At 35.3% G+C, this 12,154-nt stretch carries 13 protein-coding genes; 7 read left to right on the plus strand and 6 right to left on the minus strand.

The features are described 5' to 3' along the window. Window positions 1–39: 39 nt before the first annotated feature. Window positions 40–2,049, minus strand: coding sequence for a RecQ family ATP-dependent DNA helicase (locus TYM08_RS07885; protein ID WP_422382426.1), 2,010 nt, complete (start codon window positions 2,047–2,049; stop codon window positions 40–42). A 501-nt stretch (window positions 2,050–2,550) separates the two neighbouring features. On the opposite strand from TYM08_RS07885, the gene TYM08_RS07890 reads away from it, so the two are divergent. The 3 genes from TYM08_RS07890 (at window position 2,551) to TYM08_RS07900 (ending at window position 3,988) form a co-directional block, all read left to right on the plus strand. After that, on the plus strand, window positions 2,551–2,832 hold the full coding sequence (locus tag TYM08_RS07890) for a hypothetical protein (protein ID WP_422382427.1): 282 nt from the start codon (window positions 2,551–2,553) through the stop codon (window positions 2,830–2,832). A 13-nt stretch (window positions 2,833–2,845) separates the two neighbouring features. Beyond that, window positions 2,846–3,514 (plus strand): cupin domain-containing protein, encoded by a 669-nt coding sequence (locus TYM08_RS07895; RefSeq protein ID WP_422382428.1) that lies wholly within the window; start codon window positions 2,846–2,848, stop codon window positions 3,512–3,514. A 108-nt stretch (window positions 3,515–3,622) separates the two neighbouring features. Next, entirely contained in the window at window positions 3,623–3,988 is a 366-nt protein-coding gene (locus TYM08_RS07900) for a YacL family protein (RefSeq protein ID WP_422382429.1), read from the plus strand. A 68-nt stretch (window positions 3,989–4,056) separates the two neighbouring features. Here TYM08_RS07900 and TYM08_RS07905 read toward each other — a convergent pair whose 3' ends face one another. Continuing rightward, window positions 4,057–4,845 carry a DUF547 domain-containing protein gene (locus TYM08_RS07905; protein ID WP_422382430.1) on the minus strand — a complete coding sequence of 263 codons (789 nt, stop codon included), beginning with the start codon at window positions 4,843–4,845 and terminating at the stop codon, window positions 4,057–4,059. A gap of 202 nt (window positions 4,846–5,047) precedes the next feature. Between TYM08_RS07905 and TYM08_RS07910 the strand changes: the two genes are divergently transcribed. After that, a complete protein-coding gene (locus TYM08_RS07910) occupies window positions 5,048–6,274 on the plus strand; it encodes a DEAD/DEAH box helicase (protein WP_422382431.1) in 1,227 nt (408 codons plus the stop codon). A gap of 133 nt (window positions 6,275–6,407) precedes the next feature. Here the strand turns inward: TYM08_RS07910 and TYM08_RS07915 are convergent, their stop codons facing one another. The 4 genes from TYM08_RS07915 to TYM08_RS07930 are packed head-to-tail and all read right to left on the minus strand — an operon-like array spanning window position 6,408 to window position 8,091. After that, window positions 6,408–6,983, minus strand: coding sequence for a DUF6151 family protein (locus TYM08_RS07915; protein ID WP_422382432.1), 576 nt, complete (start codon window positions 6,981–6,983; stop codon window positions 6,408–6,410). A gap of 55 nt (window positions 6,984–7,038) precedes the next feature. Beyond that, window positions 7,039–7,335 (minus strand): hypothetical protein, encoded by a 297-nt coding sequence (locus tag TYM08_RS07920; protein ID WP_422382433.1) that lies wholly within the window; start codon window positions 7,333–7,335, stop codon window positions 7,039–7,041. Between the two features lies 1 nt (window position 7,336). Then, entirely contained in the window at window positions 7,337–7,891 is a 555-nt protein-coding gene (locus tag TYM08_RS07925; protein WP_422382434.1) for a MepB family protein, read from the minus strand. Between the two features lie 2 nt (window positions 7,892–7,893). Further along, window positions 7,894–8,091 carry a hypothetical protein gene (locus TYM08_RS07930; protein WP_422382435.1) on the minus strand — a complete coding sequence of 66 codons (198 nt, stop codon included), beginning with the start codon at window positions 8,089–8,091 and terminating at the stop codon, window positions 7,894–7,896. Window positions 8,092–9,300: 1,209 nt separating this feature from the next. Here TYM08_RS07930 and blaVMB point away from each other — a divergent pair. The 3 genes from blaVMB (at window position 9,301) to TYM08_RS07945 (ending at window position 11,439) form a co-directional block, all read left to right on the plus strand. Then, the gene (blaVMB, locus tag TYM08_RS07935) at window positions 9,301–10,056 is read left to right on the plus strand and encodes a VMB family subclass B1 metallo-beta-lactamase (RefSeq protein ID WP_422382436.1); all 756 of its coding nucleotides are present in this window, start codon (window positions 9,301–9,303) and stop codon (window positions 10,054–10,056) included. Between the two features lie 85 nt (window positions 10,057–10,141). Continuing rightward, window positions 10,142–10,477 (plus strand): hypothetical protein, encoded by a 336-nt coding sequence (locus TYM08_RS07940; protein ID WP_422382437.1) that lies wholly within the window; start codon window positions 10,142–10,144, stop codon window positions 10,475–10,477. A gap of 518 nt (window positions 10,478–10,995) precedes the next feature. After that, entirely contained in the window at window positions 10,996–11,439 is a 444-nt protein-coding gene (locus TYM08_RS07945; protein ID WP_422382438.1) for a hypothetical protein, read from the plus strand. The last annotated feature ends 715 nt before the right edge of the window (window positions 11,440–12,154 follow it).

The raw sequence follows: 12,154 nt of genomic DNA on the forward strand, positions 1-12,154 counted from the left end.
ATGTATTAGATTGTATTGGGTTGGAGTGTATTACACTCACTATTTAGAATAATGACTCACCATTTTTTGAACTTCCTCATAACGAATCTGTTCGCATTTTCCAAAACCGGCCAATTTTCGTGCTTTTAATTTAGTGAATATTGGCATAGTCATACCGACTAAAAACCGTGTTTTTTCATCTAAACTTAACGCGTCTATTTTTTTGTCTGATACTAATTGGTTAAGTTCGCTTAAATAAATTGATATTTTTTCTACGCTTGGTGCTTGGTGAGTCGCACTTTTAAATAATTGCACAGTTTGGTTTTTACAAACACTGCAATGCCCGCATTGATCTGGAGAATCGTGGTCATCAAAATAAAGTGATAAATTTTTAGTTAAGCATTTGTCTAGTTCAAAAAAGCGTACTAGGGTTTTGATGCGTTTGATTTCTTTTATTTCGTTACTTTTAAAATAATCAAATAACGACAAAGAGAGTTGTTCAATGTCTTCTAGTTTTTTTAGATTCACGGCATACACATCGGTTATTAAACTGCTTTGTATTTCGATCATTTGCTGATTTTGCAAATATTCTAATGCGTTAATGATGCGTTTTCGACTGCAATCAAATGATTGATGGTTCGCTTGATAGATAGCGTCAAAATCGACTTGACCCCATGTTTTTTTAAATAAAGTGTATTGAAATATGGCTTGTAAAAACAGTTTGCGTTGATCGTTAAACTCACTGAATATTTTGTTAGAGTCTACTAATAGCTTTATTTTAAAATCGGCGTAATAACTGTATAAAGGTTTGATGACATTTAATAATTCTAACTGAACTAAGCATGTTTTAAGGGGCAGTTGTTTTATATTACTTAATTGTGAAAGTTGATAGATTTGCATTTCCCACTGTGGGTGTTGGCCGTGTTTATACTCAAGATTTTGCTTGATATCATTTAATACAGTACGAATGTTTTTTTGCTCGGGTGTGTCGCCATACACAAAATTTTCAATGGTATTAATACCGTCTAAATTTGCAAGTGTCGTACAGTGTGAGGGCAAGCCATCGCGTCCCGCACGGCCAATTTCTTGGCTGAAATTTTCAATGGATTTAGGTAAGTCATAATGCAGTACAAAACGAATGTTTGATTTGTCGACACCCATTCCAAATGCGATGGTGGCAACGACCACATTGATATTATTACTCATAAAATCCATCTGAATTTTTTGCCGAACGTCGTAATCTAATCCAGCATGATAGGCTTGAGCATTAATGCCTTGGTTTGTTAAATGATCAGCGATAATCTGTGCGGTTTTTTGTAGCGTTACATACACAATGCCAGCTGTTTGCGGATCGAGTTGAAGTTTTTCTGAAATGTGCTGGCTTACAAAATTCATTTTGTCAGACTCAGCAATGGCTTTTATATCGACCTCTAAGTTAGGTCGATAAAACCCAGTTTGCACAATATGGTTAGGCTCAATATTAAATTTACTGGCCATATCCAATTTTACTTTTTTGGTGGCCGTGGCGGTTAATAATAAAACTAAAGGTATGTTTAATTCTTCACGGTATTTAGGTAATTTTAAATAGTCTGGTCTAAAATTATGTCCCCATTCTGAAATACAATGTGCTTCATCAATCACGAGCATTGAAATATTCACTTGATTAATAAACTGGCGAAAACGTTCATTTTTAAAACGCTCAACAGACACCATTAACATTTTAATGTCGCCGCTTTTTACTTTTTGAATGGTGTCTTGATATTGTTGAGCTGTTAATGTCGAATCTAAACTTGCCGCATTAATGCCTTTCGCGTTCAAAAAATCTACTTGATCTTTCATTAACGCTAAAAGAGGTGACACCACCAATGTGACGTGTTCTAAATGCAAAGCTGTAAATTGATAACACAGAGATTTACCAGAGCCCGTAGGAAAAATAGCTAAGGACGATTGTTGCTTAAGTAATTGCTCGATGCATTGTTTTTGACCTGTACGGAATTGATCAAAGCCAAAATAATTGGACAGGGATTGTTCTAAGTTAATAAAGTCGTTGGTTGTATTTTGATCACTCATTGTGATTCCTTATCATAGTTTGTAAGTCATTAAATATCGTGCTTATAGTAAATTGAAAGTGAATTGAAAAAGGTGAGGGTGTTAACATGTAATTTATAAAAGTCGCTCAAAGTTTTTTGTTCTTTTTATTGCCACAACGTATACATACATAAACACTGATTAATTTGCCTTTTTGGCTGTCAAAGGGGTTGGATTTTTGTAATTCCCATTTATGAAACCCACTTGAGCACAGTGTTTTACCAGCTTGTTTTTTCTTTTTGATTTTTTTAGGAGAAAACGCAATGATATCGCCCATATATGCCTCGTTGATTATTTCTCTAAATATCATGCACGGATTTTAAATGTGAATCAATGAAAGATCATACCAAGGGTGGTGTTCATTAAAGGTATTATTAATCATTTACGAATCAAAGGTTTCTTTATGTTCGAGTTTATTGATTGAATGTCGTTTAAATCAAGAGGACAATGATTTTTTTATAACTGAATAACTTTTGGAATAGTATGAATATTGATAAATCAACAAAGCGCATTGAAAAAAGAGTGAAAAAGGGATTTCAAGGATACCCACAAATCACATTGTCCTATTTTGGTGAAACAATCGATTGCGCCACATCTGTCGTAGTTGGGTTTATCGAGCAAGAAGGGGCGCCAACTCAAGAGCAAAAATTAGTCAGCATCGCTGATGCAAAAAAAGACGAAACCATCCAAACCACAATTTTAAAAATTATTGAACGTGCTGATGCTAAAACTGTTATAGAAATTGAAGGCATATCGATAATTTAAATAGGTGTCTATTATGCGTTTACATGCAGATTTTACAAAAAAAGTGGTCATCCGACCCAATGATTACAGTTGGATTGACTCGCCAATAAAGGGCGTCACCAGAATGATGCTAGATAGAATTGGAGATGAAGATGCTCGTGCCACCAGTCTGGTTCGATATCAGTCTAATAGTGAATTTACCGCCCATACCCATGTGGGTGGTGAAGAGATATTGGTGCTAGAGGGGGAATTTGGGGATGAGCATGGATTGTATCCGGCAGGTACTTATTTGCGAAATCCAATCGGTTCTAGCCATAAGCCTAAAGTAGGTGATCAAGGGGCGCTGATTTTGGTTAAGCTGCAGCAGTTTGATGTGAACGATACTGAGCAAAAAATAATAGACACTAATATTCAGCCTTGGTTACAAGGTTTAGTTGCTGGGTTACAGGTTTTACCATTACATGAATTTGAAACTGAGCATGCAGCATTAGTAAAATGGGCGCCTAATACGTTATTTAACACACACAAACATTGGGGTGGCGAAGAAATTTTTGTGCTTGGTGGCACATTTTATGATGAACATGGCGTTTACGAAAAAGGCAGCTGGATTCGCAGTGCGCATTTAAGTCAACATCAGCCGTTTACTAAACAAGATGGCGCGTTAATTTTTGTGAAAACTGGGCATCTAAGTGAATCGTTATGACAATAGGGTGGATCTGTGGGAATCAGGTAAATCTTTGCGCTATTTAAATTTAAACAAACCGACTAAACTAAAGCCTTAATAAGTAGTAAATGTAAATAGAGGTATATTGTGGATTACGATTTTTTTAAAGACGAATATGAACAACCCTGTGTGCAATGTTCAATGGAATACGAAGCAATGGGTGTGTATTTAACTGAAGAGGTGAATACCGCTGAAAAAGTAAACGTGTTATTGGAAGATATACAATCGATTCAAGCAAAAAAGATTGCTTCAAAAACTTATGATGGAAAAGAATTTAAGTTGTTTCTGGATTTAGACGATGCAAGCGTGAAGTCTAATTTATTAGAGTCTATGCCTGATGACGAAATTCCTGAAGAACTTGAATATTATGACAGCCAATCAGAAAGTATTTGTGGGTTGGATGATTTTTTACAGTTATTAGAAGATTGGTTGGCGTTTTTAGGGGAAAGATAAACTTGAAAAACTCAAGTTGAAAATATAGCTAAGCCAGAAAATATTCTGGCTTTTTTTATGCCTAAAAATTACTGATTTAAATCCCAATCATACTTATATTGAACTGATGATCCATTTTTCAATAATTCCGGCTTGGCATAATACTGTGCCACATAATTTAAAACATCGGGTTCATTTTGGCCAAAGTCATCAGCATACCACTCAAATATTTTAGATAATGTAATTTGATTATTTTGAACTAAAACACCTCGTGGATGATTCATGAATTCATGAGCGGATTGTTCTAATAAGGTTTCAATATTGCTTGCAGTAAAGGCAATAGGTTGGAGGTTAGGGCAACCTAAACTGGCGCAGTTAACGGCAAAATGAATGCGTGGATCTTTAAATTTTGGTCTTAAAATATTGTGTTCAATATCATTTAAACTTAATTTTTCTCCCGATACTTTAATAATGTTTTTGTCCCAAGGGCCAAAAGGCGAAGTTAAAAAACGGATTTCTTTTATGGAGTCCACGGGGTATTTATCTAAAATTAAATTTACGGTGACAGCATTGTAAGTATTAATCCAATAGCTGAATTGCTCATTTTGATTCAAAGTAGCAGGTTGGATGGTTTGTAGGTAATTAATGTATTTTTCTAATGATTGTTTGTCTTTTTTTGAAACCATAGAATAGTTAAATCGGTTAATGCCTGACGGATCTTCAGAATTTAAATATTGATCTAAAAGTGCTTGCCATGAGCTATGGTCTACCATTTTTTTGCTGGTTTGATCGTGAGTTTGCCAAAACTCAAAATCGAATTTGGCTATGCTTAATGAGGTAAAAAGTAAAAGACTTAATAATAAAGTGACGGATCTCATAAATAGTGATTTTGTAATGAATGTCTCAATTAGAGATAAAACCTGCTTAATTGTTACAACAATTGTTACAACATTCGTTTTAAATCTATTTAAAGAAAACACAGTAACAACAAACAACAGCAACTTAGGCAAGCTTCTGCTATGATGCGCGCCTTTAAGGCTCTATTTGTCGGTGCCTTTCGTATTTATGAGTTGTATATACATGAGTTTTGACACTTTAGGTTTATCACCTGACATTTTATCTGCCGTAACCAGTAAAGGTTACACCACACCATCTCCTATTCAAGCCAAAGCGATTCCTGTTGTATTACAGGGTAAAGACGTTTTAGCCGCAGCGCAAACAGGCACGGGTAAAACCGCAGGTTTTGTGTTGCCAATATTACAATTATTATCAGGCGGACAGCCTGCTAAGCCAAACAAAGCGCGTGTTTTGATCTTAACCCCAACCCGCGAATTGGCCGCCCAAGTTTATGACAACGTACAAATGTACGGCGCAAAATTACCTTTAAAAGCAAACGTAGTATTTGGTGGCGTTAAAATTAACCCACAAATGATGAAATTACGTAAAGGCACCGATGTGTTAGTAGCCACGCCAGGTCGTTTATTAGATTTGATCAAACAAAACGCATTAAGCTTAAACGAATTAGAAATATTAGTGTTAGATGAAGCCGATCGTATGTTGGATATGGGGTTTATTCACGACATTAAACGCATCATTAAAATGTTGCCGCCACGCAGACAGACATTGTTGTTTTCAGCAACGTTCTCAGCAGACATCCGTAAATTAGCCAAACAGCTAGTTAAAGATCCCGTTGAAATTTCAGCAACTCCAGAAAATCAAACCGCACCTACCATTGAGCACAAAGTGTATCCCGTTGATAAAACCAGAAAGCCTGCTTTATTAACGCACTTAATTAAATCTCAAGAATGGACCCAAGCGTTAGTATTTACCCGTACTAAACACGGTGCTAACAAGCTGGTTAAATTCTTAGAAAACAACAAAATTACAGCCGCCGCCATTCATGGTAATAAAAGCCAAGGCGCAAGAACCCGTGCATTAGCCGAATTCAAAGCCAATGAAATCCGTATATTGGTAGCAACCGATATCGCCGCTCGTGGGATTGATATTCACCAATTACCGCAAGTCGTGAATTTTGAATTACCCAATGTTGCAGAAGACTACGTACACAGAATTGGTCGTACAGGCCGTGCTGGGCACAAAGGTAATGCGGTATCGTTAGTATGTAATGATGAATTCAAAGATTTAGTTGGTATTGAAAAACTGATTCAAGAAGTGATCGAGCGCGAAGAAGTAGAAGGGTTTAAACCACAAAATCCATTGGCTAATTCAACCCCTTCAAATAAACCGAAAAAGCCAAAAAAACCAAGAAATCCACGTACGTTCGCTAAGAAACCTAAGCAAGATTAAAAGAATTCGTTACTTATAAAGCAGGCCCAGATTAACCAAGTTAATTTGGGTTTGTATTTTGAAGAAATGGCGTGCTACTTTATATTTTTCCTTTCCTTTCCCTTCCTTAGCATTTGGTTTTCTAACCATCGAATTAAAAAATCTTTTGAACTTTTACCACAGGTTCTTTTCCAGCAAAAAACGGCGAAGGTGTATGTTTTCTCAAAATAAATCCCTTCAACATAAATCCCATAATTTTTGGTAAATATGATTTTGGAAATGTTGGATGTACATCATCAGGCATCGTTCCAAGGGCATACATACCAAACGCTTTCATTGTAATAGGGCCTAGCAAATCTTGTTTTTCTTGCTCGTTTGAAAATTTCATTAAACTTACTGGCACACCCACAAATGGCATTTTAGCTGAAGTCATAGTGTTAGCTAAAGGCATATTACAACAAGAAACACTCCATCTAAAAATACCACCCTGTGTTTGTTGAATGGCGCAAATTTTATCGTGACCCTGTGTGATTGTCATGTATTCTGGATAAGTTTGAACCAAATCAGTCGCACCATGCATATCTAAGATATGCGCTTTATTGTTTAGATGTCCTGCAAAACTCTGACAGTCACAACACAAACACTGCACATGCAATCGAGATCTTTTTACAATTTTAAGTGAGCCTTTTACAGTACCGCAGCGACATTCTAATTTAACTGAATTTGACATATTTATTCTCTATTTATTCTCTATTTTTTTTATTTTTGTAATTAATTAACATCGACTATAGCGCTTCTTTAAGCATTATATAATACAGCGAAATTACCCCAGCTTGAATCAAACAGGGTAATACAGTAAATAGAATTGCGAAGTATCGAATGTCATTTGCAACGAATTTACCGATCATCGATAAAGCAAGCACACAGCTACCAATCAACCCTGCAATTATCACCCCGAAAGTTAAGCTGGCAAAAGTTTGATCGTAGGGTTTACCATAAGCGTGGGCATAGGTTGCTATCGAAATAAACCCGCTAAAAACAGGAATTCCATAAATTGATAGAAATTGCAAAAGAGTAGTCATGTTATATCTCGATTAATTTTTGAATGATTGAAGGCTCGATCCACCCATCATTATTTATGTTTACAAAAAAAGGCAATTGCCAGGCTTGGGTTTTTTTACCCGACTGGGAAAATACCCTTGTTTTAATACTTCCACGATCGGCACTCCAAGGCGCAAATACGCGAAACCCTGTTTTTCCTTTTTTATTATCAGATTGAACAATACCGCGTTTGATCAATTCTGAAACAGGAAATATAAATAATCCACTTTGAGTTTGATCGACATCGTTTACTTTTACAAATAAATAATCCAATTCATCAATACTTAATGGCTTCGGTTTTGTATTTTTACCTTCAACTGGTCGTTGCCAAATAGCCAAAAAGGAGCCTGGGCGATCAGGGGTAATGTTGGCTTTTCGATAGACGATTTTTTTATTATTGAGTGCAAAAACCAATGCATCGTATTTAACGCTTTCAACGACAGAATCTAAACACACCGATTGGGTAATTTCAAACCCAGCAGGAATAAAATTAAACTGTAATAACGTATTCATTTGATCAAGATAATTATTGTTCATATTCAAAAAAAACGATACAAAAACAAGAAAGTAAACCCAGCAGTAGCAATCGTGCCACCCCATTTAACAAAGGATTTATAGCGCTCCCATTTTACTTGGTTATGTTGTGCAATTTTAATTTTCACTATATCCCAACCAATTAATGCCGCATACAACGGTAATGCAATATTGATTAACCCACTTACCATTTCAGCACTCATATTTAGTCTCCAACATTCGAAAATCAAGCAGATAACTTTGCTACTTGTAGAAATAATAAATAAACGGATGTTAACATATTTAATAATTAAAATTTTAAAAAGGTAGCAAAGCACCATTCGGGTCAGTGAAAATAAAGATCATACAATCGAGCCCGCGATTTATGATACTGGCCATTTTTATGATTACCTCCTTAGGTTTTGGTTTATCAAGAATATTAAACTGCTGTTTTATTTGTTTGATAATTCGGCCAAAGTTAGAGCGTTGAGTTGTGCACCATCTTTGCCCGAACAGAATTCAATTTAATATATCGACTGACAGTTAAAAATTAATGGTCAGTGGCAATGATTGTAGATTTAAAACAACCTTTAGCGACAGTGATATAGTATTTTGTTTGCAGGATAATTAAGGTGTCAGTTTTATAGTAAGTTTGATTGATATATCGAACATAATAACGCCCGAGATTGTATTAATTTACTGATTGCCGATTTTGTTTATTGGGTTAATAAATGAACATCGTTTGTCATTAATACTAATGCACATTTTAATTTACCCTGACCCGAAAGTTCACTCTAACCCGAAAGATAAATTCCTCGTCATCCTAGGTATCTTTTCATCGAGGACCCAGCGGCTTCAACAAATTTCTAAAAGTGCCTGTCAAACTTTCCAAATCTGTAGGTTCGTGATTCATTACGAAATAAAATCCAAATCAATACGAAAAACATCGCCCACACTTAATCCTCGAAATAGAAATTAATCTCACCTGTAGGTTCCGGATTCATCGTCACAGGGATGTGACTAATCAGAATTGTGCGCACCTAAATGGACTTAGGCGGTAGAGCGACGCAGGGATGCCAAAGCCGAAGAGCATGCAATCGTTCGGAAAAAAACTATCCAAATCATAAAAAATAAGGCATTGCATATTTTTTACCTACCATTAGTGCAACTAGATATACAGATTTGGAACACAGCACCTTGTAAAATGAAAAGTCGACAGAAATAGTAGGCAGTTTCTGCTCGTTTTGAACTCACTGCATTAATGCATCCCTGCATGTCAAATTTTCTGTATTTGTCTCAAAAAAATAGTAAGCAATATTTTGAAAACAGAAAATAACTGGGTATAGTGAGGCCTTAAACAAAATGACGGAATTTATTTGAAATGTTTAGAACAGATTTTTTCCGTCTAATAACATGTTAGAGGCCACTCAAGTATGAGTTTCATCCTGAAGTATATTATTCTATTCGCTCTCTTTATTCCTTGTATTGTATTTGCAAACAACAAAATCACTAAAGAACTTAAAATGAAAAAGTTAAGCGATAACGTTTATCAACATATCTCATATAAGAAGGTTGATCCATGGGGTTTAATTGGAGCCTCAGGTCTAGTTGTTATTAATGGCACTGAAGCGCATATAATTGATACTCCTTGGACAACCCAAGGAACAGAACAACTAATCGAATGGATTGAGGTTAGAGGACTAACTATAAAAAGTGCAGTAGTTACTCATTTCCATGAGGATGCTAGTGGAGATATACCACTTTTAAATGATTTAAAAATAAAAACCTATGCAACAACACTAACTAATAAACTACTTAAATTAAATCAGAAAGAAGTGTCTAGTGATGAAATATCAAGTAATACCTTTGAATTTATTGACGGTGTTGCGAGTGTATTTTATCCCGGAGCGGGTCATACAGAGGATAATATTGTTGTTTGGCTACCTAATGAAAAGATATTGTTTGGAGGTTGCTTTGTAAAAAGCCTTGATAATAAAAATTTGGGTTATACGGGCGATGCAAATATTAGTGAATGGCCAAACTCTATGCAAAAAGTCATTAATCGTTATCCTGATGCCAAATTGGTTGTTCCAGGGCATGGTAAAGTTGGAGATGTTAGCTTACTAAAGCATACACAAGAATTAGCTTTGTCTGCCAAGGTCTCGAACAAGCAAATCAACAAGGACTAAAAGCAGCGGGTTGTTCGCTGCGCTCCATTTTAGCCCACTATTTTTAGCCGTTAGAGAGTTGTTTGGGCGTTATCTGGTGAATACTATGTATAAATTTAAAATTAGGCCCGGCTATAAATCGTCAAATCTACTTATTGATTTCACTATTGATAATGCGGATGATTTATTTTTTGGCACTCTATATGATGCTTTAAGTCCGTTAAATATATCAGAATTAGATCTTACAGATTTGTGGGTTAATGACGAGATTATATTTCAATGTAATAGCGATTTAGGGCGTTTTGAAATCACCCGAGATTTTTATGATTTAGTATTTATATTGGCTGAAAATAATCAACGTGTAATAAAGAAAATTAGCGAATTATTAAGTAACCATAAATCATTTTCTAATCAAAGTTTTAATTCGAGTGAATATAGCTAATAAAGCTAATTAAAACCGCCGCAAAACACTCTTTCTCACTCAGATGGAGCCTGTAAATTAATATTGTGCACACAAATGTTAGCGCTGAGTTTGTGCGAAGCCGCGGCTACATTGGTTTTATCCGTTATTTGGTATCCTGCTGTCTTGCCATCGTATCCATGCACGTCTTTAGTTGTGTTTTCATTTATAGTGTATTTCTGCTCTGTGATTATGCTTGCTTCAACTTTGCCATTTTCAAAATTTAAGAGTTAGCTTTACTCCCATTCCATCTCTTAAAAACAGCAGTCTCTCTTTTTCGATTATTCTTTAATTTTTCTGGGTATCTAGAAGTTTTTAGTGATGATATATTCGAATAATTTCTTAACTCGTTGTTAGAAAATGAAATTGATCAAAAAATCACTTTCAAGTGAATTGGTGAAATTAACGTTTCAAATATCTTGTGATAATGAATATACTGTTTGAAATTAATTAAATTAAAAATGAGTGTTGAAGGAAATTAATTTTTCTACAGTCTTGTTATGAGTAAAGCCATGCAATGGAGTAACATCAATAAATACCTTGAAGGTGAGCCTACAGATTTATTGGAAGTGTTCTTTTTGGATTTGTCTGCTTCGTCTTGGAAAGACCTATTTATATGGATGTCGGATAGAGTGATCGTTCTTGATTGTCAGTTTGGCCGTCTAAATATCGATGAATTAAATGTCGAATCATTTTTAAATGGCAGTATGAGTTACGTCGCTCATATAAAAGGTAGCTCTGGAATTGAATTGTCGATATCGGCCATTGATGAATGTGAAGCATCTATTGACGTTGAAATAGAATCTATTAATAATGAAGAAAGTTTTCGTGTATTTTTGGAAAATATTTCAGAAATATCACGAGTGATTCATTGTAAAAAATACATTGTTTGTCAGGAGTTTAAGAGAGAAAAACCTTTTATTGTTAATGGTGTTTTGGTATGAATTTACTCATTACAATTTGGTCAATCCGACCTACACGACGTCGTCCCGGCGGGTTACCAATGCGTTCGAAAAAACTACCTAAATCAATACGAAAAATATCACTCACACGTAATCCTCGATATAGAAATTAATCTCACCTGTAGGTTCCGGATTCATCGTCACAGGGATGTGACTAATTAGAATTGTGCCTGGAGCGTGCAATCGTTCGGAAAAAACTAACATCATTTTCACGTCGACCTCGATATCTTTTCATCGGTGACTCAGCGACTTCAACAAATTTCTAAAAGTGCCAGCCTAGTTTTCCAAATCTGTAGGTTCGTGATTCATTACGAAAAAACAATCCAAATCAAAACGAAAAAATCACCCACGCGTAGACCTCGATATAGAAATAAATCTCACCTGTAGGTTCGTGATTCATTACGAAAAAAACAATCTAAATCATTAAAAAATAAGGCATTGAATATTTTTTTACCTATCATTAGTGCTGACTGGATATACAGATTTGACCAAAAAAATAGTAAATACAGCAGATACACAGCACCTTGTAAAATTAAACGCAGACAGAAATTGTAGTCAATTTCTGTTCGTCCTGAACTCGCTGTATTAATGCATGTCAATTATTCCGTATTTGTCCCAAAAAAATAGTAAGTAAAATTTTGAAAATAGAAAATAACTGGGTATAGTGTGATCTTAAACCAACTGACGGACTTTATTT

Source organism: Marinicellulosiphila megalodicopiae, assembly GCF_045862395.1.
In the GTDB taxonomy this organism is placed as follows: Bacteria; Pseudomonadota; Gammaproteobacteria; order Pseudomonadales; family Natronospirillaceae; genus Marinicellulosiphila; species Marinicellulosiphila megalodicopiae.